The organism is Alicyclobacillus acidocaldarius subsp. acidocaldarius Tc-4-1, assembly GCF_000219875.1.
GTDB lineage: Bacteria > Bacillota > Bacilli > Alicyclobacillales > Alicyclobacillaceae > Alicyclobacillus > Alicyclobacillus acidocaldarius_A.
In genome coordinates this window covers 2,586,617-2,611,274 of sequence record NC_017167.1, presented here as the reverse complement: position 1 = coordinate 2,611,274, position 24,658 = coordinate 2,586,617, and the positions used below count along the sequence as shown (strand labels likewise).

The following is a 24,658-nucleotide window of genomic DNA, read 5'->3' as shown; positions in this document are numbered from 1 at the left end:
GGAAAGGAGGAGAGGGCTGTGACGGGAACCATTCGCACGAGGCGCGGAATCGTTCTCGCCCACGCCGTGCTCGTGGTCATCGGGTTCTTCCTCATCTATCCCGTGCTCTGGATGGTGTTTGGCTCGTTCAAGCCGACCAACGAGATCTTCTCCAGTGCTTCGTTTTGGCCCAAGCACTGGACGCTCGCAAATTACCCGCAAGGTTGGAACGCGATTCCTGGCCTACCGTTTGGCACGTTCATCCTACATTCGCTGTTGGTGTCCTGTCTGGTGTCTCTCGGCACGGTCATCTCGTCCGCCATCGTCGCGTTCGGGTTCGCGCGCTTCACGTTTCGAGGGAAATCCATTCTGTTTGGCATCATGATGATCACGATGATGCTGCCGACGCAGGTCACGCTCATTCCCCAGTACGCGATGTTTCACTATCTGGGCTGGATCAATACGTATTATCCGCTCATCGTGCCCGCGTTCTTTGGTAGTCCGTTCTTCATCTTTCTCATCGTGCAATTCATCCGGGGGCTGCCCAAAGAATTGGACGAGGCGGCGAAGATCGACGGTTGCAATGCCTTCACGCTGTTTGTGCGCGTCATCCTGCCGCTCATCGTGCCGGCGCTCATCACCACGGCCATCTTCAGTTTCATCTGGTGCTGGGACGACTTTTTCTCTCAACTCATCTACTTGAATTCGGCGCAGAAGTTCACGGTGCCGCTCGGGCTGGAGTCGCTCGCGAACGCCGTCGCGCAGGAGGAGTGGGGGCCGCTGTTCGCCATGTCCACCGTGTCGCTCATTCCGCTCTTCCTTATCTTTTCTTCCTGCAGAAGTACGTCGTCCGCGGCATCGCCACCACGGGCCTGCGCGGATGACCGCGAAAGGAGGTGACATGCGTGCCTAGGTGGAAACGGAGTCTCTCGGCAGGCGCGAGCCTCGCGCTGGTCGCGGCCGCCGCCACCGGCTGGACCGCTCACGCGCGCTTCGCCCAGGCCGACAACGTGGCCGATCTCGTCGCGCAGGCGGGCGATCTCGACGCTTCTCTCGCCCAGGTCCTGCACGGCGCGCCGTTCGCCATGCCCGTCCCGTCGTTGCCGAACATCGTGCCCCGCGTCTACGACATCACCGAATACGGCGCGAAGCCGGGCATCGGGCAGGTCAACACCCAGGCCATTCAAGCGGCCATCGACGCAGCCAGCCAACACGGCGGCGGCATCGTCGACATTCCGCCGGGCTATTGGGTCACCGGTCCCATCGTGCTGAAGAGTCACGTCGACCTCAACGTGGAGTCCGGCGCCCAGCTCCAGTTTTCGGGCGATCACGACCTGTATCCGCTCGTCCCGAGCGGGAGCGCCTACATCGTTCAATCGCCCATCAGCGCGACGGACGCGGTGGATGTCGCCATCACGGGTCACGGCGTGATCGACGGTGCCGGCAACTCGTGGCGGCCGGTGGAGAAGTCGAAGCTCTCGGCGGAACAGTGGAATGCGCTCGTGGCGTCGGGGGGCGTGGTGACGCCAGACGGAAGCACCTGGTGGCCGACGGCGCAGGGTGCAAACGCCCAGGCGTATATCAAGGCGCATCCGAACATGACGTATCAGGACTACCTGCAGGTGAAGGACTACCTCCGGCCGTACATGGTGTACTTCCAGGGGTGCCAAGGCGTGTGGCTCCAGGGCGTCACCTTTGAAAATTCGCCGTTTGCGACTGTGAAGGTGAACACCTCCAAGGACGTGGTCATCGACGATGTGAACATCCGCAACCCGTGGTACGGGCAGAACACGGACGGAATTGACGTCTCGGCCGATGACACGGTCGTCTTGTATCGCGACGTGATCGACACGGGGGACGATGGCATCGCGTTGGAGTCGAGCGGGAACGACGCTGCGGGAGTGTTCAACGAGCAGGACGTCGTCGTGGCGGACTGCATCGTGCACAACGGCCACAGCGGCCTCGCCGTCGGCAGTTACACGGACGGCGGCATCCGGGACGTCTGGGTCACGGGCGACGTGTACGATGGCACGGAGTCGGGCCTGCGCTTCAAGAGCGGCGTGGGCAAGGGTGGGCTGGTGGAGGACATCTACATGGATGACATCGTCATGCGGGACATCAGTGGAGCCGCCATCACCTTCGACGACGGCTATGTGGACAACGGGGCGGACACGTCTTCGCTTGAGGCTCCCGGGCCAAACTCGTACGTGCCGCAGTTTGAGAACATGACCATTTCGAACGTGAGCTGCGAGTACGCGGGCCAGTCCATCTACATGAATGGCCTGCCGAACGCACCCATCTCGAACATCGCGCTGAACGACGTCAGCATCACGGCAGACCAGCCGCCGCAGATTCAGAACACCTCGAACCTTGTGGAGAATCAGGTGCAGATCCAGTCGGGTGTGACGATGCTCGGCGAGATTCCGCACTGACAGACAGAGACCAGGCAGAAGGCCGAGGGGCAGTCGCCGCGCTCGGCCTTTTCCATGCGACGATAGCCGACAACGAGCGCGCCCGGCGCCATCGCGCCGCCCTCATTTCACGTGAATGAACGTGACCAGTCCCCCCATCATGTCGACCTCGTCGTCCGGATTCATCATGTGGTCGAGGATGTGACAGTGAAACATCCAGTCTCCGCGCACGTCGGCGGGAAATTCGATATCGGCCGTCTCGCCCGGCGCGATGGCGAGCACGTTCATCGGGCGCGGAACGGGCAGCGGGTGCCCATCTTCCGCCAGGAGCCAAAAGGTCGTCTCGTGCACGTGCATGGCGTGATAACACATGCTGCTCGCGTTCACGATGCGCAGCACGACGCGGCTTCCGTACGGCACGGTCAGTTGGGGCGCGTTGGGATACGGTTTCCCGTCCAGGCCGAATGCGTTCTCGGTGGTCGATCCGTCCACCATCCACGCGTCGATTTCAAAGAGCGCGTCCACCTTGGCGAAAGGGTAGAGGGGTCCGCGCGCCGGATCGACCAGAAGCACCCCGTGCAGGCCCTGATCAATCTCGCTCGCCATGTCGGTGCCGCTCTCGTACAGGTGCGTGCCGACCATGTCCGGCGTCACCGTGAAACTGTACAACCGCTCGCCGCCCGGCGGGACGGGCCGCTCGGTCACGCCGCCGATGCCAAGTTGGGACGCCGGCAGCGGGAGACCCGGGAAGTTCAGGGTGGTGGGTTCATTCAGCTCGTTCTTCAGGAGGATTTGGACGCGATCGCCGACGCGCACGCGGATGACAGGGCCTGGCACCTGCCCGTTGTATCCGCACGCGACGACCGACTTGCCCGGATACAGGTACCAGTTCACCTCGCTCGCGACGAGCGTGAACCGCTTGATGCCTCCGGGCAGCATTTGCGACGTCATGCCCTGCTCGTCCATGACCCGGTCGGCGTCTGCGTTTTGTTCGCGAATGAGAGCAGGGGTGATGGACAGCGGGCCCGCGTCGGGAACGCCTTCCGGCACGAGGAGCGATCCCATGGTGCTCGTCGGCGCCATGGACATGCTCGTGGACGCCACCTTGGCGCCCGCGCCCAGGACGGGCGACGCGTGGACCCAGGCGAGGGCGAGCGACGCGCAGGCGCCGAGTGCTGCAACCAGAGCTGGGACGGTTCGGCGCATGGTCCACCTCCTCACGGGACCACGTGGATGAGCGTCATCATGCCACCCACGGGGTCCACGGTGTCATTCGGATTGATGAGCGAGCTCGCCACGGTGTCGTAAAACGGGAAGGTGCCGGTTTGATCCGCCGTGAACTCCACATCCACCGTTTCGCTCGGTGCGATGGACACGACGCTGACCGTCTGCGGATCCGGCTGCAGCTGACCGTCCTGCGCCACAATCTTCACATCATACCCATCGATGGTCATCGCGTGGAACGTCTCCGCACATGCGTTGACAATTCGCATGTACACCGTCGTGCCGCGTTTCACCGTCAGCTGCGGGGTGTCCGGATACGCCTTGCCGTTGATGAGAAACGTGTTCTCGTTGTCCGATCCGTCCTGCTTACCTGCGCCGAGCACAAACAGGACGTCGCGCACGTGGCGCATGGACGGCGAGGGTGTTTTGGGATCGACGATGATCACGCCGTTCAATCCAGCGTCCACCTGATAATCGTCGTCGTAGTGGCTGTGATACCAGTGCGTGCCGATCATCTGACTTGTCACGGTGAACCGGTAGACAAAGGTGCCGCCCGGCTGAATGGCGGGCTCGGGAAAGCCTGGCACCCCGTCCATGTCGTTTGGGACCGCCATTCCGTGCCAATGGATGGTGGTCGGTTCGGGGAGATCGTTGTGTACGACGATCTCGACGCGATCGCCGACGCGGACGCGGATGAGCGGCCCGGGGACTTGCCCGTTGTAGCCCCAGGCCCACAGGTTTACGTTTCGGTAAAAGTTCCAACCGAACTTGGATGCGGTGAGCGTGAATTGCTTGACGCCGCCGGGCAGGATGCGCGGGGTGAGCGCGACCTCGTTCATCAGGTTGACAGCGTCCCGGTCTTCTTGTAGGATTTGGACATTCGTCAGAACGGGCGGGGGCGTGGGCGGCGGTCCGTCGTCGCTCGTTGCGTTCTGCATGGCCATCGAAGCGGCTTCGTTTGCAATTTGCGCGTCGGCGCGATGCAGCGCGGCCTCTCCGATGCCAGCCAGGGACACGGCGCCAAAGCCCCACATGGCTGCCCAAACGGCTCGACGCAGGCGCCTGTTTCGCAAGTGATGGGCCTCCTCTCGCAGCTCTCTGAGGGTATGATGAAGCCTGCATATGAAGAAAAGGCCCCGTTTTTGTGAAAGCCACGTAAAAATTGAGGGGGACGGAACATGTGGGGGCTCCGAGGATTTGGAGCGTCGCATGCGTTTTCGAGAAGTTTCTTTTCTCATAGCTATGGCTACGGTTACGGAGGTTATGGCCTGGGTCACATGTTTGTGAACGGGCTGGTGCACGGGCTCGGATTTGGCATTGGCTACGGCATTGCGCGCCACATCCCGTTCACGCTCATTCTCGTCATTGCCATCGTCGCGCTGGTGTGGTGGCTGGCCCGCAGGCGGTGAGAACGCCCCAGCCGCTGAGGGCTGGGGCGTGCCGCCGTGCCCGGCACAGGCGGTGGCCAGGCGGTGAGAGTCCGCTCCGGGGGGCCACTTCCGGCGACGTGGTCGCGAAATTCGCTCAGGACGGCAGTTTGGCTTCCAGCTGGCTCAGCACATCCCGGATGCCTGGAACGACGTCCGCCAGCGTCGATTCGTCGAAGGGGGAACGCAGGCCGGCTTCGCTGACCAGTTCCAGGAACGAGCGGCTGCCCCCCAGTCCGCAGAGGCGCAGATACGACTCCCAGGCCTCGGACGGATTGTTCTGCATCCAGAGGAAATACTGCAGCGCGCACACCTGGGCGAGCGCGTAGTCGATGTAGTAAAACGGGTAGTTGTAGATATGGAGTTGGCGCTGCCACAGGCCGCCTTCCTCGAGGTACGGCATTCCCTCGTAAAATTCGTCGCCCCGGTTCATGTAGATGCGCTCCAGTTCCCGCCACTTGGCCTTGCGCTCGGCAGGCGTCATCTCGGGGCGCTCGTACACGGCGTGCTGAAACTCGTCGACCGCGGCCATGTACGCGATGGACACCACGGAATCCGCCAGGTGCGTGTAAAAGAACTTGTCCGCGTCCTCCTGGAAGAAGAGCGGCATCCACTTCCACGTAAAGAACTCCATGCTCATCGAGTCGATCTCGGCTGCCTCCGATGTGGGGAAGAAATACTCGGGCAGTTTCATGTCGCGCGACTGATACGCTTGAAATGCGTGCCCGGCCTCGTGCGTGAGGACGGTCACGTCGCCCAGGGTGCCGTTGAAGTTGGCGAAAATGAACGGTGCTTTGAAATTCGGGATAAAGGTGCAGTAACCGCCGACGCGCTTGCCCTCGCGGCTCAACAGATCCATGAGTTCGTGGTCCAACATGTACTGAAAGAACGCGTCCGTCTCCGGGGACAGCTCTTTGTACATGCGCCTGCCGTTTTCCAGGATGAAGGCCGGATCGCCTTTCGGGTGGGCGTTGCCATCTCGATACCAAAGGCTGATGTCATGGATGCGCAGGGACGATAGACCGAGGCGCTCGCGCTGTTTGTCGCGAATCTCGGCGGCGAGCGGCACGATATGCTTTCGAATGGCCTCGCGGAATGCCGCCGTCTCCGTCGGGCCGTAGTCCGTGCGGTTCATGCGATGGTAGCCCATCTGCACAAAGTTTTCGTACCCGAGCTTCTGGGCCATGGCCGTGCGCATCCGGACGAGATCGTCGTACATCTCGTCAAACGAGTCGCCGTGCTCCGCGAAAAAGCCGAACATGGCGCGCACGGCGTTTTGTCGGGTCTCGCGGTCGGGCGATTCGGTGAACTTCACCATCTGACTCAGGTTGTACGTCTCGCCGCCGAATGGAATGCGGGCGCTCGCCACGAGTTGGTTGTAGTCCGTCACGCGGGCATTGATCTTCTGCATGTCTTCCACAATCGCGTCGCTGAACGATCTCGTCTGCACCTCCGCGAGCCGGAACCACTGACGGCCGAAGCGCTCCTCGAGCGCCTTGCGGTGGGGCGAGGCGATGAGCGCCTGGCGCAGCCGAGTCTCGAGCGCTTCCATCTCCGGCGCTGCCTCGTCGAAAAACGCTTTCTCCGCCCGGTAAAACTCGTCCCGCGTGTCCACGGAATTGCGGATGTACGCGAGTTCAAACATGGTCTGGAAATCCATGCGCAGCCGGTTCACTTCTTGCAGGGCGTCGAGGGCGGCCTCCGGGGTGGTGGAAGCCTCGAATTCGTCGATGAGCCGCAGGACGTCGTGTTTCAGCGCCGCCAAATCCGGCCGCTGATACTTCATCTCGGAGAACTTCATGGAAGACCTCTCCCACTCGTCAGAAATGTTCGTCCGCTCAAGCATACCATAAATGGGCGTATCCGAATCGCGCGGGCCGTGCTACACTGGTGCCACAAGTGCCCGATTTGCGATGTGATAGGAGATGGCTATGAAAGCGTTATCTTCTGATGAGCGATGGAAAACGCCCTCCATCTATCTTCTGAACGTCACTCTCTACACGCGGTTCCACGAGGCGCTTGCGCTCTTTCCGGCGCACGTGCCGGTATTCGTGAATGCGAAGGTGCAGGAGCGGTACGGGACAGCGCTCGGGGCGCGGCGGGTCGGCGTGATGGACGCGGAGCGGCCAATCACCCTCAAGCCGCTCATGGAGGCGCTGTCCACGGGCGCGGTGCTCGTCGCGCTGGACACGGATCAGCGGGGCTTCCAGGCCGTCGCCCGCTATGCCACCGAGCGCCGGATCCCGGTCATTCCTGTGTATGGTCATTCGCTTGTCATCGACGAGGAACACCCGCTTCCTTTCGGCGACCCGCGCTCGGCGCTCGACACCCTACAGGAGTTCTTGCTCCAAAGTTACATGGGACCGCGCACGGTGGCGTCGGTCAACCTGTTCGACGAGCTCGTGCAGTCCGCGCGGTATTACGGGGAAGACCGCGTCATCGTCAAGGACATGACGGGCAGCGCGCGCTACCGCGACGTGCTGCTTCAAAGCTACGTGCTTGGCACCGCGCTTCGCCGGATGATTCAGCGCCAACGCGTCGGGGTGATGCTGCCGAATTCGGTGGGCCACGTGGTGGTGTTGTTCGCGATGTTTTACGCCGGGCTCACCCCGGTGATGCTCAACTACTCGAGCGGGGTGCAGACGGTCGTCGACGCGTGTGAGACCGCGGGGGTCGATACCATCCTGACGTCCCGCGAGTTCATTGAGAAGGGGCAACTGCAGGAGCTGGAGCAGGCGCTCACGGCGAGGTACAAGCTCCATTACATGGAGGACGTGCGCAAGCAGATTGGGCTTGGCGCGAAGCTCGCCGGTTTGTGGGCGTTCCGCCGCAAGCGCCCAGCGCATCCCGGATCGAACGAGATCATCCTTTTCACTTCGGGAAGCGAGTATCGCCCGCGCGGGGTGGTGCTCTCGCACGGGAACATCTACGCCAACGTCCAACAGACGAGGTCCGTGATCGATTTTGGCACCGAGGATCGCATGCTGAACGCGATGCCGATGTTTCACTCGTTCGGGCTCACGGCGGGGGCATTGCTGCCACTCATCGCAGGCATCCAGGTCTATCTGTATCCGTCGCCGCTTCACTATAAGCGCATCCCCGAGATCTGCGGCCAGGAGCAGTCGACCATCCTGTTTGGCACGTCGTCGTTCCTCGAGAAATACGGGCAGAACGCGACGCCCGAGCAGTTTGCGCATCTCCGCTACGCCGTGGCTGGCGCAGAGCGGCTCAAGCCGGAGGTGGAGCAGGCGTGGCTCCAGAAGTTTGGGCTTCAGATCATGCAGGGCTACGGCGCCACCGAGACCTCGCCCATCATGTCCCTGGACACCCCCATCAACCACAAGCAGGGCTCGGTGGGGCGGTTCTTGCCGGGCATTCGCTATCGGCTGGAGCCTGTCGACGGGATCGAGCAAGGGGGACTGCTGCACGTGCAGGGGCCCAACCTGATGAAGGGCTATTTGGTTCACGGGGAGGGCTTCGTGGAACAGACGGGCTGGTACAACACAGGCGACGTCGTCGACGTAGACGAGGACGGCTTCGTGACGATTGTGGGCCGGCTCAAGCGGTTTGCGAAAATCGCGGGCGAGATGATCTCGCTCAACCTGGTGGAGCAACTGGCGGCGCGCGCGTACGGCCATCCGGCCTTTGCAGCCGTCTCCATCCCTGATCCGGCGCGCGGCGAGCGCATTGTGCTTGTCACGACCCAAAAAGGACTGACGCTTGCGCCCATGCGCGATCTCGTCGATCAGCTGGGCTACTCGCGCATGCACGTGCCGGCGGAGATCCGCGTGATTGACGAATTTCCGCTGCTTGGCAGCGGGAAGACCGACTACGTGACCCTGAAGGCGATGGTGGAGAAGGGGCCCGCCTGACGCGCCGCCCTACGTCACGCCATCACGCGGCTCGCCGGACGGGCTCGCCCCTAGCGCGGCGGAGTCTGGCCTTTCGGCCCACTACATAGGACACCACCGGGATCTTCATCAGGATGTACGCAGCCAACATCGAAGAGAAGTAGCTGAACAAGATGGCGGCTGGCAACAGCGCGTAGTGAAGCCACACGGGGATGCCGCGGCCGTCGAGATTGTCCATCACGACTTCCATCGCGTACAGCGGAAACGGTTGGATGAGATAGATGCCGAACGAGGTCTGGGAGGCCACGCGCACGAAGCGCGAGAAGGCTCGCCATCCAGGCAGATCCTTGCGCTTGGACCACGCCAGGCCCGCGTACCAAAAGGCGCACGTCACGACCAGGCTGTACGGCACCATGATGGGCTGCAGGACGAGCTCGGCGTCGTCCTCGCCGTCGTGCAGAACCAGCCGCTCGAGGAAATAGTGCCCGAATAGGATGCCGAGGGAGGTGACGAGTGCGACGAAGAGCGCCTTGCGGTGGCGCTCCATCCATGCCGCCACCTGATCGTAGTGGCACGCCAAGACGCCGCCGGCGATAAACCAAAACTGGTACATCAGGAGATTTCGATCTCGATACGTGTACAGATCATACAGCCATTTGGGCCAGCCGGTGGGCGTGAGGCTGTCGAGGACGTTTTGGTTGAGCCACATCAAGCACATCTCGAGCACAAAGCTTGCCACCAAAATGTGGACGTGATACCTGGCCGCCTTGCGAACGCCCCGAAGCAGGAGCGGGAAGATGAGATAAAGCTGCATGGACACCACAAGAAAGTACAGAAAAAACATGTTTCCAGTAAGAAGGTTGTGGATGATGGCAGGCACCAAGTTGGACCATGTCCACGAGAAGCCTGGCGTCAATAGCGCGACGAACGCGATATAGGCCAGCGTCCAGACCACGTATGGAATCACGATGAGCTGGAATCGCTTGCGCCAGAAGGGAAGCGGGTGAAACGGATCCTGCTGAAGATACGTGGTGAAGAGCACAAGGCCCGTGACAAACATGAACGTCTCGCGGGTGAAGTGCGTCGCGGTGATGAGCGCGCCGAGGGCGTAAAAGCCAGGTGTGCCGTCGTTGTTGAGCACATTAAAAAAGGACAACGTGTGCACGGTGAGCACGCCGAGAATGACAAACGCCCGCATCAAGTCGATCTCGTCCAGGTATCGTTTCCCCACGAGCACCTTGCCCCCTTGTCTCTCTCGCAACTCACCACATTGTATCCGATCCGCCTCGAACTTGTTTCGAAAGCTGGAGGCAGGCGCGCGAAGGTTCACCCTGCTGGTTGCCCTGGGCGGGTCGCCTAGCGTGCTGAGACCTCACGGCTCCAGGCGAGGTGCGGGTGGAGGCCACACGCAGGGCGCGTCCAGCAAGGTTTGCTCCCGGTGGGAGGTGGGCGCGACGTAAAACACGTCAAACCCCCCGGTCGCGGGGTTTGGCCCGGACGGGACGGACAAGATGAGGTGGTCGTCCATCATATATCCGCCGTCCGACGGCGTGAGGTGTGGCGGGCGACCGTTGACCGTTCCAGGCACAAAGGTGAGCGTCCCGTAATCGGCCAGCGTGGATACGTGACCGCGAATTTCGGGCGCCTCTTGAATCCACTCGGCGGACGCCCCGGGACCCGAATACGGCTGCGTGCTGGTGAACTGCTCGTTCTGTGTGAGGTCGTCGAGCGTAAGCGTCCACGTGCCATGTCCGTCGCGGTAGATGCGGGCCTCCATCGCGTCACCCGGCGCCACCGCCATGGAGGGAATAACCACCTCCGTCGGGTGAACCGGCCGGATTTCCCACCAGGCGAAGTACTGAGCTCGCCCATCCACGTAGTTCTCTTCGGTCCCAATCTGAATCAAGTCGTCGTTGCTGAATCCGTCGATGCCAATCCAGGTGGAGGAATACGAGTTGCCTCGCGATGGGCTGACGGCGGGGACCACCCAGTTGCCCGAGATATCCCAGTACCGGCCTCCTGTGAGTGCGTAGCCCGACCAGTTGAGGGTGGCCCACCCGAGGTCGGAGATGGACAGCGCACCATCTATGCCTCGCGGCGATGCGCCTTCCAGGGCGGGATTGACCGGTGCAGCCTTGACATGGAGGGCGGGCGTGCGAGGCGATTCGGCCGAATGGAAAGCGGCGGTCCACACGCACCCTGATGCAGCCAACGCCATTGCGGTGCATGCAGCCGTCCCCATCGCGCCGCGCAAGGGGGCAGGTTTCTCGGGGAACTTTGCGCCCGGCGAGACAAGCGCTTTCTTGACCGTCCACACGTGGTCATCACCTAGCGTCTCCTGGGGTGCAGAAGCCGAGTCTCAGTATCCCGACCTCCTGCGACTTCAACATACGAGTCGTGCGCTCAAAATTTCATCAAATTTTGAGATCTCACGTGACTTCTGTTCAGGCGCGGCCGCCGCTTTTACGCGCATGGATTCGATGCGCGCCCCGTACACTTGCAATGGAACAAGCCCGGATCGCTTCCCGTGCGCTTGAGGTACAATGCATGCAAAAGGTGCCTCCGTGTCCCCGCGTGACGTTCACCCCATGTCGCATTTCTGTCCCAGGCGCATGTCTCAATCGCTCATCCCTCATCCTCACGCCCGGGAGGTGTAAAGCTTGACACGTTCGTGGACCCTCATCGTGGCTCGGCTCCCGTTCTGGCGACTGATGCTGTACGGTGCGGCCGCATCCTTCCTCTTTTTTGCCGGGAGTCTCGCGTTGGGATTGAGTCAAGGCCGCCTCTGGCCGACTTTGTCCCTCATCGGCACGTCCATCGTGCTGGAGGCCCAGCCCGCCGCCGCTGCGAGCATTCCGCTCGGGTTCGATCCGCCCACAGGAGCCGGAATTTCCATCCTCGCCAACATGATCGCGGTGCCCGTCCTGATGGTAGGGTTGCGGCAGGCCATCCAGCGATTTCGCTTCGTGCGTAGGTGGCTGGCGAAGGCGGAGGCGCTGTCACGCAAATACGGGAAGTACGGGGTCTGGGTTCTTGCGCCCCTGTGCCCGCTGCTTGGGGCGTATGCCTGTCTGGCCATCGGCAGCATCCTTAGGTGGAATCCGCTTCGGGTGCTTGCAGCGGTCGTCGCGGGGATGGTGGGTTCGGCGTTTGTCATCGCGTACGGCGGATTTGCGCTGCTGCGGCTGTTTCACCCCTGAGAACGGGAGGCGGCGCATACGCTCGTCCTCGCTCGCATATACAACAGCGAGGGCTTCCGCACTGGGTGTGCGCGCCGCCTCACACAGGCAGATGGAAGGAGCCACGCGTTTCGAATTGCTTGTTTGGTACCACGAAAAGTCCCGCGGCACAATTGCAGTGTCACACCTGACTTTGGTACGCTTTCAGTTAAGATCAGGCTTTATAAATTCATGATACGGAACCCATGTGAAGATGAGGGGGTGTGCGCGCGCGGATTTGCCTGTCCAAAACGTCCTGAGGCGGAGGCGTCAGTTTCACACTCTGGTGTAATCGAGGTGTTGACTACGTTACTCGATTCCATTCACGACCCAAAAGACCTGAAAAAGCTCAGCGAGTCGCAGTTGGTGACGTTGGCTCAGGAAATTCGCGACTTTCTCGTCACGTCCATTTCGAGGACCGGCGGGCATTTTGGCGCCAACATGGGCGTCGTGGAACTGACCATCGCGTTACACCGCGTGTTTGACAGCCCTCGAGACAAGATCATCTGGGACGTCGGCCATCAGGGGTACGTGCACAAGATCCTCACGGGCCGCAAGGACATGTTCCCGACGCTGCGCAAACTGGGCGGGCTGGCCGGATTTCTCAAGCGGTCCGAGAGCGAGCACGATGCGTTTGGGGCGGGCCACTCGTCCACGAGCATCTCGGCAGCTCTCGGCATGGCCGTCGCGCGCGATCTGCGCAACGAGGATTACCACGTCATCGCCGTGATCGGTGACGGGGCGCTCACGGGGGGCATGGCGATGGAGGCCATGAACCACGCGGGCGATCTCGGCACCGATCTCATCGTCATTTTGAACGACAACGAGATGTCCATCTCCAATAACGTCGGCGCGGTCTCGAAGTACCTCACGCGGCTTCGGTCCGATCCGAATTACGCGCGCGCCAAGCAGGACATCGATCACCTCCTGCGCCACCTGAGCAACGTGGGCCAGAAGGTGACGAAGGTGTTGGATCGCGCCATGGAGGCGGCGCGCCACATGATCTTGCCCATCACGCCGTTTGAAGGCTTCGGCTTCAAGTATATCGGCCCCATCGACGGTCATGACCTCCGCCAGCTCATCCCGGTCTTCGAGCGCGTGAAGGAACTCAAGGGGCCCATCCTGCTCCACGTGCTGACGCAGAAGGGCAAGGGGTATCCGCAGGCGGAGAACTCGGAGGACAAGTGGCACGCGTGGCCCAGCGCGGCCAAGCCCAACCAAGCGCCGTCGTACACGAGCGTGTTCGCGCAGACCGTCGCGGAGATGGCGAGAAAGGACGAGCGGATTGTCGTGGTCACGCCCGCCATGCTGTCGGGCAGCGGGCTGGTGAAATTTCAGAAGGAGTTTCCGACGCGCACGTTCGACGTTGGCATCGCCGAGCAACACGCGGCGACGTTCTGCGCCGGGCTCGCCGCAGCAGGGAAGCGGCCGATCTTCGCCGTCTACTCCACGTTCCTGCAGCGCGCATACGATCAGACCATCCACGACATCTGCATTCAGAACCTCCCGGTGGTCCTCGCGGTCGATCGCGCCGGGATCGTCGGGCCGGACGGGGAGACGCACCAAGGCGTCTTCGACATCGCCTACCTGCGCACCGTACCGAACATGTCCATCATGATGCCGAAGGACGAGAACGAACTTCGGCACATGCTGTTCACGGCGATGCAGCACGACGGACCTGTGGCCGTGCGGTATCCGCGTGCGGACGGCGTGGGCGTGCCGATGGACGAACCGCTGCACGCGCTGCCCTGGGGGAAAGCCGAGGTGCTGCGCGAAGGGCGGCATCTTACCATCGTGGCGCTGGGGCCCATGGTGCCCGAGGCGATGAAAGCCGCGGAGCGACTCGCCGCGAAGCACCAGATTGAGGCGACGGTCGTGAATCTGCGCTTCGTGAAGCCGCTCGACGAGGAGCTGTTGCTCAGCCTGGCGAAGACGGGCAGGCCCATCCTCACCGTAGAGGAGGCGTCGCTCGCGGGCGGGATGGGATCGGCCGTCGCCGAGCTTCTCCTGGATCGCGGCGTCATGGTGCCGATGCGCCGCAAGGGCGTGCCGGATCACTTCGTGGAACACGGCGGTCGCGACGAGGTCCTGCATCGGCTCGGCCTCGATGCCGACGGCATCGTGGCGGACGCGCTGGAACTCATGCGCCAAGCCGGTCAGGTGCCGCACGCCCTGAATCGGGTTGGCACGTGACGACACGCGGTCTGGCGGACGGAAAGAGGGAGGCCGTATGACGTTGACGCGAGACGTCCGGCAGCGGCGCAAGGTCGAGCACGTGCATGCCGTTCAAGCGCTCGGCGATCCGACGGGCGTCTCGAATGGGTTCGAGTGCGTCTCACTCGTGCCTTGCTCTGCGCCGGAGGTGGCCTGGGACGACGTGTCCCTGGCCACCGAACTCTGCGGCATCCGCCTGGAATCGCCGATTCTCATCAACGCGATGACGGGCGGCGCGGACGAAGTGTACGACATCAATCGAAAGCTCGCGCAGGTCGCGCGCCGCTTCGGCCTGGCTATGGCGCTCGGGTCCGCTTCGGCTGGCCTCGCCTCTCCCGAGGTGGCCTACACGTACCGCGTCGTGCGGGAGATCCATCAGGACGGCGTGGTCATCGCCAACGTGGGCATGGGCACCGGGCTGGAGCGCGCGCGGAAGGCCGTGGAGCTGGTACGGGCGGATCTGCTTCAGGTTCACTTCAACGCCGCGCAGGAACTGTTCATGGCGGAGGGAGACCGCGACTTTCGCGGTGCGCTCGACGCGCTTGCGGAAGTCGCGCGCGGCGTGGGGGTCCCGGTGGTGGCCAAGGAGGTTGGGCAAGGGATTTCGGCGGAGGATGCCATCCGATTCGCCGACGCTGGCGTGCGGGCCATCGACGTGGGCGGCCTTGGCGGGACGAACTTCATCGCGGTCGAAGCCTGGCGCCGGGGTGCCGAGATCGACGAATTTTGGAACCGTTGGGGGCTGCCGACGGCCGCATCGCTGTGCGAAGTCGCGGCGGCGGTCGGGGAGCGCGCTGACGTGATTGCGTCCGGGGGCATTCGCACGGCGCTCGACGTCGCGAAGGCGATGGCGCTTGGCGCGAGCGCAGTGGGCATCGCGGGACCGCTTGTCCGACTCGTGACGCAGCCAAACGGGGAAGAGCAACTAAATCGTTTTATCGAGGACCTTCACTTCGGGCTCCGCGCCCTGTTGGTGCTTACCGGCTGCCGCAATTTCTCCGACTTGCGCGGCAAGCCGGTCGTCATCCTGGGCTGGCTCCGGGAATGGCTCGAGGCGCGTGGATTGAAGGGGTGGATGGACGCGCGGGGGCGGGCTCCCTTCGGCGCGTGAGCCCCGGACACGCCATTTGCGATCGCGGTAAACCAGAGATATCCTTTCCTTTAGATGGCCTTTTTTCTACGTATTCATGCGTCGAATCGGATTGAGGAGGAGGGATTGGCATGGCGCGACAGTCATTCTCCGCAACGGTCGACATGGTGAAGTACCTGGCGAAAAACCGCATCAAGGGTATCAAGCGGTACCCGATGGTCCTCATGCTCGAGCCGACGGAATTGTGCAACCTGACGTGCACAGGCTGCGGGAAGATCCGGCAGAGCCCGGACGTCCTCAAGATGCGGATGACCGCAGAGGACTGCTTCAAGGCCATCGACGAGTGCGGTGCGCCCGCCGTGTCCATCGCGGGCGGAGAGCCGCTTGTGCACCCGGAGATTGTCGAGATTGTCAATGGCATGCTGGAGCGGCGGAAGCTCGTGATGCTGTGCACCAACGGGATCTTGCTGCACCGGGTCCTCGACAAGCTGAAGCCTCACCCGAACTTCACCTTTGTGTTCCACCTCGACGGCAAGCGCGAGCACCACGACAAGATGGTGGAGCGCAAGGGCGTCTTCGACATCGTGATGAAGGGCATCAAGGCGGCGAAGGAACGCGGATTCCGCGTCGCAACCAACACCACGCTGTACAAGGGCGCGAGCGCGGAGGACACGGCCGAGCTGTTGATGGAGCTCATGGAGATGGGCGTCGACAACTGCATCGTGTCGCCGGCGTTCACGTATGAAGAGGTCGATCCGTCCCACAGCGACATCTTCCTGCACCGCAAGGAAGTGCACCAGCTCGTGCGGGATATCATGGCGCGCTGCGGGGATCGCATCCGGTTCTACGACACGCCCATCTACTTCGACTTCCTGCAGGGCAAGCGCGAGCTGCGCTGCACGCCTTGGGCCATGCCGAACCGCAATCCGAAGGGCTGGAAAGGCCCCTGCTACCTGCTGACGGACGAACACTACGAGACGTTCCAGGAGATGATGGAGAAGACCAACTGGGAGGAGTTCGGCTACGGCGAGAATCCCCGGTGCGCGAGCTGCATGATGCACTCCGGCTACGAGATGGCGGCTCTCAAGGCCCTGACGCCCCGCGATACCTGGCGCCTGGTTCGGTGGTTCTTCGCCTCGTGACGACGCTTGTCGTCACGGCGCTCGGCTTTGAGCGCGCGGCGTTCCGTCATCTGGCGCACCGCCCTGGGTGGTGCGTCGCTTCGACGGGCGTGGGGCCTGCGCGGGCGGCGGATGGGCTCGCGCGGCTCATTCGGGCGGAGCGGCCCGCGCTCGTCGTCGGCGCAGGGGTGTGCGGCGCGCTGGACTCCGGCCTGCGCCTTGGCGATCTCGTCCTGCCGGCGGAGGCGGTGACGCCGGAGGGCTCGTGCGCGCCGCTTGCCCTCGACGAGCGGCTGTGCGAACTCGCCCGCCGCTTCGCCGAGGCCCACGGCGGATCCGCGCAGATCGGCGGGCGCATCGTGTCGGTCGAGCGCATCGCCTCGACGCCGGCGGACAAGCGCGAACTGGCCCGTCGGTTCGAGGCATCGGCGGTCGATCAGGAGACGTTCGCGTGGGCGGGCGTGGCCCGCGAGGCAGGCATTCCGTTTGTCGCCGTGCGCGTGGTGCTGGACGAGGCCGGCGAACCCCTCGCCTCCTGGCGGCCGTCGGCGTGGCGAAGCGCGCTGCGTTTGCCCGCACGCGCACTCCGGGCGCGCCGCACGCTTCGCGCTTTCGGGAGGGAATGGCCATGCTGGCGTTCGTGACCGGGGGATCAGGCTTTGTGGGCTATCACGTCGCCCGGGTGCTGGTCGAACACGGCCACCGCGTGCGCGCGTTGGTGCGCGATCCCGGCCGCGCCCCACATCTCAAGGCGCTCGGCGTGGACATGATTCAGGGCGATCTCGCCACCGGCGAGGGGCTGCGGGCCGGGATCGACGGCTGTGACGCCGTGTTTCACGTGGCGGCGCACTACTCGCTCGATCCGCGCGACGACGCGCTGATGTACGCGGCGAACGTGGAGGGGACGCGCCGCGTGCTTGAGGCGGTCCGCGAGGCCGGTGGCCCGCGGCTCGTCTACACGAGTTCCACTGCGGCGGTCAAGCTGAGACACGACGGCCAGCCGTCGACCGAGGCGGACGGCTTCAACGATCCCGACCGCGTCGTGAGCACGTACAAGCGGACCAAGGTGCTCGCCGAGCGCCTGGTGATGCAGGCTGCCGCCGAGGGCATGGACGTGGTCGTCGTGAATCCTTCCACGCCGGTTGGCCCGTACGATGTGAAGCCGACGCCGACGGGCCGTATTGTGCTCGATACCATGCTCGGCAGGATGCCTGGCTACGTGGAAACGGGACTGAACCTCGTGGCGGTGGAGGACGTGGCCATCGGCCACCTGCTCGCGTATGAGCGAGGACGCGCGGGCGAACGGTACATTCTCGGCAACCGGAACATGCACTTCGGCGAGTTGGTGCGGCTCATTGCGGAGCTCGCTGGACGAAAACCCCCGCGGCTGAGGATTCCCTTTTTCGCGGCCATGGCGTACGCCGTGATGGACGAGCGGGTCCTGGCGCCGCTTTTGAAGCGGCCGGCGCGGGCGCCGGTGGCCGGCGTGCGGCTTGCGAGGGAGCCGATGTACTTCGACGCGTCCAAGGCGGTGCGGGAGCTCGGGCTGCCGCAGTCGCCGGTGGAGGATGCCTTGCTTCGCGCCATCGAATGGTTTCGGAGCGCCAAGATGGCGTGACGGGATCGACCATCATCACGTGAAAGGGGGAGGTCGGATGGCTGAGCAGTTGGTGGAAGCGCCGGCCTACGCGCGGACGCTGGATCGCGCGGTGGAATATCTCCTCTCCTGCCAGAAGGACGAAGGCTACTGGTGGGGGCCGCTTCTGAGCAACGTCACGATGGAAGCGGAGTACGTCCTCTTGTGCCACATTCTCGATCGCGTCGATCGCGACCGCATGGAGAAGATCCGGCGTTACCTGTTGCACGAGCAGCGCGAGGACGGCACGTGGGCCCTCTACCCGGGTGGGCCGCCGGACCTCGACACGACTATCGAGGCGTACGTGGCGCTCAAGTACATCGGCATGTCGCGCGACGAAGAGCCGATGCAGAAGGCGCTGCGGTTCATCCAGAGCCAAGGGGGAATCGAGTCGTCGCGCGTCTTCACGCGGATGTGGCTGGCGCTCGTCGGCGAATATCCGTGGGAGAAGGTCCCCATGGTTCCCCCGGAAATCATGTTCCTCGGCAAGCGCATGCCGCTCAACATCTACGAGTTTGGGTCGTGGGCCCGGGCCACGGTCGTGGCGCTCTCGATTGTGATGAGCCGCCAGCCGGTATTCCCGCTGCCCGAGCACGCGCGCGTGCCCGAACTGTACGAGACCAATGTGCCGCCGCGCCGGCGAGGGGCCAAGGGAGGCGGCGGGCGGATCTTCGACGCGCTCGACGCCGCGTTGCACTGGTATCAGAAGCTGTCCGTGCACCCGTTCCGCCGCGCGGCCGAGATTCGCGCCCTGGACTGGCTGCTTGAGCGCCAGGCCGGCGACGGCAGTTGGGGCGGGATTCAGCCGCCTTGGTTTTACGCGCTCATTGCGCTTAAGATTCTCGACATGACGCAGCATCCGGCGTTCATCAAGGGCTGGGAAGGCCTCGAGCTGTACGGCGTGGATCTGGACTACGGCGGCTGGATGTTTCAGGCCTCCATCTCGCCCGTGTGGGACACAGGGCTCGCGGTGCTCGCGCTGCGCGCTGCCGGGCTTCCGGCCGATCACGACCGCTTGGTCAAGGCGGGCGAGTGGCTGTTGGACCGGCAGATCACCGTCCCGGGCGACTGGGCGGTGAAGCGTCCGAATCTCAAGCCGGGCGGGTTCGCGTTCCAGTTCGACAACGTGTACTACCCGGACGTGGACGACACGGCCGTCGTGGTTTGGGCGCTCAACACCCTGCGCCTGCCGGACGAGCGCCGCAGGCGAGACGCCATGACGAAGGGATTCCGCTGGATTGTCGGCATGCAGAGCTCGAACGGCGGTTGGGGCGCTTACGACGTCGACAACACGAGCGATCTCCCGAACCACATCCCCTTCTGCGACTTCGGCGAAGTGACCGATCCGCCTTCAGAGGACGTCACCGCCCACGTGCTCGAGTGTTTCGGCAGCTTTGGGTACGATGACGCCTGGAAGGTGATCCAGCGCGCGGTGGCCTACCTCAAGCGGGAGCAGAAGCCGGACGGCAGCTGGTTCGGTCGCTGGGGCGTGAACTACCTGTACGGCACGGGCGCCGTGGTGTCGGCGCTGAAGGCGGTCGGGATCGACATGCGCGAGCCGTACATTCAAAAGGCGCTCGATTGGGTGGAGCAGCATCAGAACCCGGACGGCGGCTGGGGCGAGGACTGCCGCTCGTACGAGGACCCGGCGTACGCGGGCAAGGGCGCGAGCACCCCATCGCAGACGGCGTGGGCGCTGATGGCGCTCATCGCGGGCGGCAGGGCGGATTCCGAGGCCGCGCGCCGAGGCGTACAATACCTCGTGGAGACGCAGCGCCCGGACGGCGGCTGGGATGAGCCATACTACACCGGCACGGGCTTCCCAGGGGATTTCTACCTCGGCTACACCATGTACCGCCACGTGTTTCCGACGCTCGCGCTCGGCCGCTACAAGCAAGCCATCGAGCGCAGGTGAGGGTTGCGATGGAATCTGTGCCAGTCGAACTCCGAGGCGATTTCGAGGTCTGCCGACGGCTCACGCGGAGTCACTACGAAAATTTCTCGGTGGTGTCGCTGTTCGTGCCGCGCCATCTTCGTCCGCACTTTTATTCGGTTTATGCCTTTTGTCGCGGCGTGGACGATCTCGGCGACGAATATGCGGGAGACCGCATGGCGGCCCTCGACGTCTACGAGGAGGAACTGCGGCGCGCGTTTGCGGGCGAGGCCACCACGCCTGCGTTCCGCGCGCTTCAGTTCACCATCGCCACCTGCAACCTGCCCATGGAGCCGTTTCTTCGGCTCATCGAGGCCAACCGGCGCGATCAGCGCAAGCACACGTACGACACCTGGGAGGACCTTCGCGACTACTGCCGCTATTCGGCCGATCCCGTCGGCCGGCTTGTGCTCGGCATCTTCGGCTGCCTGGACGACGAGCGCGCGCGCCTGTCCGACGCCACTTGCACGGCGCTGCAGGTGGCCAACCACATGCAGGACATCGACCGGGATCTCGCCCTTGGCCGCATCTACGTCCCGCGCGCGGACCTCGAGCGGTTCGGCGCGACGCTGGACGACATTCGCGCCCGGCGGGCGACGGAGGGCGTGCGCCGCTGCATCGCGCTCGAGGTGGATCGCGCCCAGGCGCTGTTCGACGAGGGCCGGAGGCTTGAAGCCCTCGTGCCACCGCGCCTGGCTCGGCAGCTGAAGCTGTACCGCCTCGGCGGCCAGGCCATCCTCGCGGCCATTCGCCGCCAGGGCTACAACCCGTTTGCCGGCAGGCCCGTGGTCTCAGGCAGGCAGAAGCTCCGCATCGCGCTCTCGGTGCTCGCCGGCGGCGCAAACGGCGAAGGAGGGTCGGCATGAATCTGGCTTCGGCCTACGAATACTGCGCGCGGCGCACGCGCGAAGCCGGCAGCTCATTTTATTACGGGATGCGCATGCTGCCGCCCGCCAAGCGCCGCGCCATGTACGCCATCTACGCGTGGAGCCGTCTCTGTGACGACGCCGTGGACGATCACACCGGCGCCGATGCCGCCTCCCACCTCGCCACCGCCGAGCGCATCTACCAGGCCGCCTACGCCGACGACTACCTCGCGTCGTCCCATCCCGTCGTCGTGGCGCTGGGAGACGCCGTGCGGCGCTACAGCATCCCGCAGGAGCCGTTCGCCCATCTCATCCGCGGCATGCGGGTCGACATGGCGCCCGTGCGCCTCAAGTCCCAGGCCGATCTCGACGCCTACTGCGACGACGTGGCCGGCACCGTCGGACTCATGTGCGTGCACATCTTCGGCTTTCGCGACCCACGCGCGCTCGACCTCGCCCGGGACATGGGCCGCGCGCTGCAAATCACCAACATCCTGCGCGATCTCGCCGAAGACCTCGCGCGCGACCGCGTGTATCTGCCGGAAGAGGAAATGGAGCGGTTCGGCTATTCCCTAGCCGATCTCTCCGAGCGGCGCATGACGCCCGCCTTTTTCGCCGTCATGCGGGCACAGGCCGAGCGCGCGAAGGCGTACTACGCGCGCGCCGCGGAGCTGTTTTCGCTCGTGGAACCCGACAGTCTCCGCTGCCTGAGCATGCTGTACGTCATGTATCGGCGCCTCTTGGACAAGATTGAGGCGCGCGGCTTTCGGGTCTTCGATGAGCGCATCTCGCTCAGTGGATCGCAGAAATTGAGGCTGGTGTGGGGGGTCCTATGGAACAAGCGCGCGATCGGATCATCGTCGTAGGTGCGGGTTTTGCGGGCGTGAGCGCGGTCCACCACCTGCTTTGCGCCGGTGTGCCTGGGGAACGCGTCCTGCTCTTGGAGCGCGCGCCGCACGTGGGCGGCCGCGCCTTTTCCTTTGTCGACCGGGAGTCGGGTCACGTGTTGGACAATGGCCAGCACGTGCTCCTCGGGTGCTGCACGGCCTTTACGCGCCTCTTGCACGAATTGACCCGCCATCCGGGCGTTTGCTTTCAGCCGCTTCTGTCCATCCCGGTGTATGCCAACGGGCGCTTTTGTTCCATCGAAAGCCGCAGGCTCCCCGGACCGCTTCACCTCGTGCCCTCGCTCCTCCGGTACGCGCACGTCTCGCTCGACGGGCGCCTGCGCATCGCTCAGGCCGCGTTCGCCATGCTCGCCGCCCGCCCCGATCATCTCGACGCGCACTCGTTCCGCGCCTTTCTTGAGCGCCACGGCCAGACGGACGACGTCATCCGCCTCGTCTGGGATCTCGTCGGCACCGCCATTTTGAACGGCCACGCCGGCGACATCTCTGCGGGGCTCGCCGTCGAATCGTTCCAGATAGGCTTTTTGCGCGGCCCCGAACCGAGCCGGCTCGGCCTCTTCACGCGCCCGCTTGGCGATCTCGCCGCGGAAGCCGTGGCGTCCCTCCAAGCGCGCGGAGTCGAGCTGCGGCGCGGCCGCGCGGTCCGGGTCGTCGCGGACGAAACCGGCGTGACGAGCGTGCGGCTGGCGGACGGATCGTCGCTTTCTGCGCGATGCGTCATCCTCGCCGTCCCGCACGATCAGGCGCGATCGGTCCTTCCTGACGGCGCCATCGACCGGACGGCGTGGCTCGCGCGTGTGCGCTACAGCCCGATTTTGAACGTGTACCTCGAGTATCCGCACGCAGTGATGGAGGCGGACGTCGCGGCCTCGTACGCGATGGGCGGCATGTTCGTCTTCAACCGCGGCCGGCTCTTGGGCAACGCCGAACTCGACGGGCGCCTTTTGTCCATCTCCATCTCGGCCGCGGACGCGTATCGCTCGTGGGCCGCGGACGAGATCGCCCGCGAAGTGGAGGCGGCGGTGGCCGAGATGTTTCCCGCCGCGAGGGAAGTGGGTGCACGCTGGGGCAAGGTGGTCTGGCAGCCGAAGGCGACGTTTCTCGCGGAGCCGGAGTTGGGGCTCAGGCGCCCGGGTGTGCGCTCCCGCCTCAGGGGCCTGTACCTCGCCGGCGACTGGGTCGACACGGGCTGGCCGGCCTGCCTGGAGGGGGCCGTTCGGAGCGGCGAAATGGCTGCCGCGGCTGCCCGCGAGGACGGATTGGCGTGAGCGCGAAGCGCACAACGCGATGGTCGGAACGCGGGAACCTGCGCTGTTCGGGCTTTCGATGCGGTTTCAAGGTTGGAGAAGCATACTAAGCGCAGAAAAGGTCAAGACCTGGATAAAGGGTGATCGTACATGCGCTTCTATCGTCCGCGCTCGGACAGCGGCTTCTTCTACGAACCTGGTGGGACGTTGCGCTGGATTGTGACCGTGGTGGTGTCGGCGCTCGTCGGCGCGGGCGCGACACTCGGTGTGGTGGCCGCCACGCGAAACGAGAGCCTGTCGCTCAACACCACCAGCAACTCGGCGCCGCCGGCTTCGACCACCAAGCCCATGTCGGTGAATGTGAACATCAACGACGACATCACACAGGTCGTGAAGAAGGTCGAGCCTGACGTCGTGGCGGTGGTGAACTACACCACCACCAGCAACTTCTTCACGCAGCAGTCGCAGACCCAGGAGTCGGACATCGGCTCGGGCGTTTACTTTTACAGGAACGGGGACAATGCGTACATCGTCACCAACAACCACGTGGTGCAGGGCGGATCGAAAGTGCAAATTGTCCTCATGACGAACAAGCGGGTCAACGCGACGGTGGTGGGGACGGATCCGTACACGGACCTTGCGGTCCTGCGCGTGCCTGCCTCCACGTTCCCGGGCATCCAACCGGCCCAATTTGCGAATTCGGACGACATCCAGGTGGGCGAGCCCGCGATTGCCATCGGCACGCCGATGGGACTGGACTTTGCTGACACGGTGACGGCCGGGATCATCAGCGGCGATCAGCGGATGATGCCGGTCGAGGACCCGACGTCGGACGCGGTGCTCGACTATCAGCCCGTCATCCAGACGGACGCGGCCATCAACCCCGGCAACAGCGGCGGGCCCCTGTTGAACGCGGCGGGGCAGGTCGTTGGCATCAACTGTAGCAAGATCGTGGCGCCCAACTTCGAAGGCATGGGCTTTGCCATCCCGTCGAACGAAGTGCTGAACATCGCGTTCCAGATCATCAAGACGGGTCACGCGGTCCACCCGGCGCTCGGCATCGAAGGCATCGACTTGTCCAGCATCCCGAGCGGATACCTGCCGGACAACATCCCTGTGGACTACGGCGTGTACATTGAGTCGGTGGATTCAGCCAACGCCAAGCGCGCAGGTCTGCAGCAGGGAGACGTGATCATCGCCCTCAACGGCAAGACGGTGCAGTCCATCGCGGATCTTCGGACGGAACTGTTCACGCTGAAGCCCGGTCAGACCGTGCCCATCGTGGTGTACCGCGGCGATAGGAAGTTGACCCTTCAGATCAAGATTGGCGAGGAACAGTCGCCGAACACGACGGAGAGCGGCAATTCGTCGAACCAGTCGTCGCAGAACCCGTTCGGCTCTGGGGGAGGAAGCATCTTCCCAAATCCGTTCAATTCGACAAACCCGTTTGGGTACTAAGACGAGGACGTGGTCGGGCAGCTCCGACCACTTTTTTGTGGCATGATATGGTGTATTATGCCATAAAATATTTCA

The 24,658-nt window shown here is 63.9% G+C and carries 20 protein-coding genes; 15 read left to right on the top strand and 5 right to left on the bottom strand.

The window, feature by feature from the left end; all coding sequences use genetic code 11:
• Positions 1-18 precede the first annotated feature (18 nt).
• Complete coding sequence (locus TC41_RS12675) at positions 19-879, top strand: carbohydrate ABC transporter permease (RefSeq protein ID WP_014465471.1); 861 nt, start codon at positions 19-21, stop codon at positions 877-879.
• 5 nt (positions 880-884) lie between these two features.
• Complete coding sequence (locus TC41_RS12670; RefSeq protein ID WP_014465470.1) at positions 885-2,411, top strand: glycoside hydrolase family 28 protein; 1,527 nt, start codon at positions 885-887, stop codon at positions 2,409-2,411.
• A gap of 102 nt (positions 2,412-2,513) precedes the next feature.
• On the opposite strand, the gene TC41_RS12665 is transcribed toward TC41_RS12670, so the two are convergent.
• The gene (locus tag TC41_RS12665; RefSeq protein WP_014465469.1) at positions 2,514-3,596 is read right to left on the bottom strand and encodes a multicopper oxidase domain-containing protein; all 1,083 of its coding nucleotides are present in this window, start codon (positions 3,594-3,596) and stop codon (positions 2,514-2,516) included.
• 11 nt (positions 3,597-3,607) lie between these two features.
• Positions 3,608-4,687, bottom strand: coding sequence for a multicopper oxidase family protein (locus tag TC41_RS17145; RefSeq protein ID WP_148260211.1), 1,080 nt, complete (start codon positions 4,685-4,687; stop codon positions 3,608-3,610).
• A 105-nt stretch (positions 4,688-4,792) separates the two neighbouring features.
• Between TC41_RS17145 and TC41_RS12655 the strand changes: the two genes are divergently transcribed.
• Complete coding sequence (locus TC41_RS12655; RefSeq protein WP_041695447.1) at positions 4,793-5,023, top strand: hypothetical protein; 231 nt, start codon at positions 4,793-4,795, stop codon at positions 5,021-5,023.
• Positions 5,024-5,138: 115 nt separating this feature from the next.
• On the opposite strand, the gene TC41_RS12650 is transcribed toward TC41_RS12655, so the two are convergent.
• Entirely contained in the window at positions 5,139-6,842 is a 1,704-nt protein-coding gene (locus tag TC41_RS12650; protein WP_041695446.1) for a M3 family oligoendopeptidase, read from the bottom strand.
• A 130-nt stretch (positions 6,843-6,972) separates the two neighbouring features.
• On the opposite strand from TC41_RS12650, the gene TC41_RS12645 reads away from it, so the two are divergent.
• Positions 6,973-8,913 carry an AMP-binding protein gene (locus TC41_RS12645; protein WP_014465465.1) on the top strand — a complete coding sequence of 647 codons (1,941 nt, stop codon included), beginning with the start codon at positions 6,973-6,975 and terminating at the stop codon, positions 8,911-8,913.
• A 22-nt stretch (positions 8,914-8,935) separates the two neighbouring features.
• On the opposite strand, the gene TC41_RS12640 is transcribed toward TC41_RS12645, so the two are convergent.
• Together TC41_RS12640 and TC41_RS12635 are read right to left on the bottom strand one after the other, a co-directional pair.
• A complete protein-coding gene (locus TC41_RS12640; RefSeq protein WP_041695922.1) occupies positions 8,936-10,123 on the bottom strand; it encodes an acyltransferase in 1,188 nt (395 codons plus the stop codon).
• Between the two features lie 141 nt (positions 10,124-10,264).
• Positions 10,265-11,209 (bottom strand): G1 family glutamic endopeptidase, encoded by a 945-nt coding sequence (locus tag TC41_RS12635; RefSeq protein WP_237699944.1) that lies wholly within the window; start codon positions 11,207-11,209, stop codon positions 10,265-10,267.
• A 343-nt stretch (positions 11,210-11,552) separates the two neighbouring features.
• Here TC41_RS12635 and TC41_RS12630 point away from each other — a divergent pair, with 343 nt between their 5' ends.
• From TC41_RS12630 to TC41_RS12580, 11 genes are all read left to right on the top strand, one after another.
• Positions 11,553-12,092 (top strand): small multi-drug export protein, encoded by a 540-nt coding sequence (locus tag TC41_RS12630; RefSeq protein WP_041695445.1) that lies wholly within the window; start codon positions 11,553-11,555, stop codon positions 12,090-12,092.
• A gap of 315 nt (positions 12,093-12,407) precedes the next feature.
• Positions 12,408-14,303 carry a 1-deoxy-D-xylulose-5-phosphate synthase gene (dxs, locus tag TC41_RS12625; protein WP_014465460.1) on the top strand — a complete coding sequence of 632 codons (1,896 nt, stop codon included), beginning with the start codon at positions 12,408-12,410 and terminating at the stop codon, positions 14,301-14,303.
• A gap of 37 nt (positions 14,304-14,340) precedes the next feature.
• The gene (gene fni / locus TC41_RS12620) at positions 14,341-15,435 is read left to right on the top strand and encodes a type 2 isopentenyl-diphosphate Delta-isomerase (protein ID WP_014465459.1); all 1,095 of its coding nucleotides are present in this window, start codon (positions 14,341-14,343) and stop codon (positions 15,433-15,435) included.
• 110 nt (positions 15,436-15,545) lie between these two features.
• A complete protein-coding gene (hpnH, locus tag TC41_RS12615) occupies positions 15,546-16,556 on the top strand; it encodes an adenosyl-hopene transferase HpnH (RefSeq protein ID WP_041695444.1) in 1,011 nt (336 codons plus the stop codon).
• Positions 16,538-17,179: a phosphorylase family protein gene (locus TC41_RS12610; protein WP_237699943.1), complete on the top strand. Its 642-nt coding sequence runs from the start codon at positions 16,538-16,540 to the stop codon at positions 17,177-17,179. Before hpnH ends, TC41_RS12610 begins: the two co-directional genes overlap by 19 nt.
• Positions 17,164-18,153 (top strand): hopanoid-associated sugar epimerase, encoded by a 990-nt coding sequence (gene hpnA / locus TC41_RS12605; protein ID WP_041695443.1) that lies wholly within the window; start codon positions 17,164-17,166, stop codon positions 18,151-18,153. The genes TC41_RS12610 and hpnA overlap by 16 nt, the downstream gene beginning before the upstream one ends.
• A gap of 37 nt (positions 18,154-18,190) precedes the next feature.
• Positions 18,191-20,086 carry a squalene--hopene cyclase gene (gene shc, locus TC41_RS12600; RefSeq protein WP_014465455.1) on the top strand — a complete coding sequence of 632 codons (1,896 nt, stop codon included), beginning with the start codon at positions 18,191-18,193 and terminating at the stop codon, positions 20,084-20,086.
• A gap of 8 nt (positions 20,087-20,094) precedes the next feature.
• Positions 20,095-20,970, top strand: coding sequence for a squalene synthase HpnC (hpnC, locus tag TC41_RS12595; protein ID WP_014465454.1), 876 nt, complete (start codon positions 20,095-20,097; stop codon positions 20,968-20,970).
• Positions 20,967-21,836 carry a phytoene/squalene synthase family protein gene (locus tag TC41_RS12590; RefSeq protein ID WP_014465453.1) on the top strand — a complete coding sequence of 290 codons (870 nt, stop codon included), beginning with the start codon at positions 20,967-20,969 and terminating at the stop codon, positions 21,834-21,836. Before hpnC ends, TC41_RS12590 begins: the two co-directional genes overlap by 4 nt.
• Positions 21,803-23,146, top strand: coding sequence for a hydroxysqualene dehydroxylase HpnE (hpnE, locus tag TC41_RS12585; RefSeq protein ID WP_014465452.1), 1,344 nt, complete (start codon positions 21,803-21,805; stop codon positions 23,144-23,146). Before TC41_RS12590 ends, hpnE begins: the two co-directional genes overlap by 34 nt.
• Positions 23,147-23,275: 129 nt before the next feature.
• Complete coding sequence (locus tag TC41_RS12580) at positions 23,276-24,583, top strand: S1C family serine protease (RefSeq protein WP_014465451.1); 1,308 nt, start codon at positions 23,276-23,278, stop codon at positions 24,581-24,583.
• Positions 24,584-24,658 lie beyond the last annotated feature (75 nt).

Coding starts and splice junctions, on each gene's coding strand:
- TC41_RS12650 (WP_041695446.1), bottom strand. CDS start 6,842: ATGAAGTTCTCCGAGATGAAGTATCAGCGGCCGGATTTGGCGGCGCTG.
- TC41_RS12665 (WP_014465469.1), bottom strand. CDS start 3,596: ATGCGCCGAACCGTCCCAGCTCTGGTTGCAGCACTCGGCGCCTGCGCG.
- shc (WP_014465455.1), top strand. CDS start 18,191: ATGGCTGAGCAGTTGGTGGAAGCGCCGGCCTACGCGCGGACGCTGGAT.
- hpnC (WP_014465454.1), top strand. CDS start 20,095: ATGGAATCTGTGCCAGTCGAACTCCGAGGCGATTTCGAGGTCTGCCGA.
- TC41_RS12645 (WP_014465465.1), top strand. CDS start 6,973: ATGAAAGCGTTATCTTCTGATGAGCGATGGAAAACGCCCTCCATCTAT.
- TC41_RS12655 (WP_041695447.1), top strand. CDS start 4,793: ATGTGGGGGCTCCGAGGATTTGGAGCGTCGCATGCGTTTTCGAGAAGT.
- hpnA (WP_041695443.1), top strand. CDS start 17,164: ATGCTGGCGTTCGTGACCGGGGGATCAGGCTTTGTGGGCTATCACGTC.
- TC41_RS12590 (WP_014465453.1), top strand. CDS start 20,967: ATGAATCTGGCTTCGGCCTACGAATACTGCGCGCGGCGCACGCGCGAA.
- hpnH (WP_041695444.1), top strand. CDS start 15,546: ATGGCGCGACAGTCATTCTCCGCAACGGTCGACATGGTGAAGTACCTG.
- hpnE (WP_014465452.1), top strand. CDS start 21,803: ATGGAACAAGCGCGCGATCGGATCATCGTCGTAGGTGCGGGTTTTGCG.
- fni (WP_014465459.1), top strand. CDS start 14,341: ATGACGTTGACGCGAGACGTCCGGCAGCGGCGCAAGGTCGAGCACGTG.
- TC41_RS12580 (WP_014465451.1), top strand. CDS start 23,276: ATGCGCTTCTATCGTCCGCGCTCGGACAGCGGCTTCTTCTACGAACCT.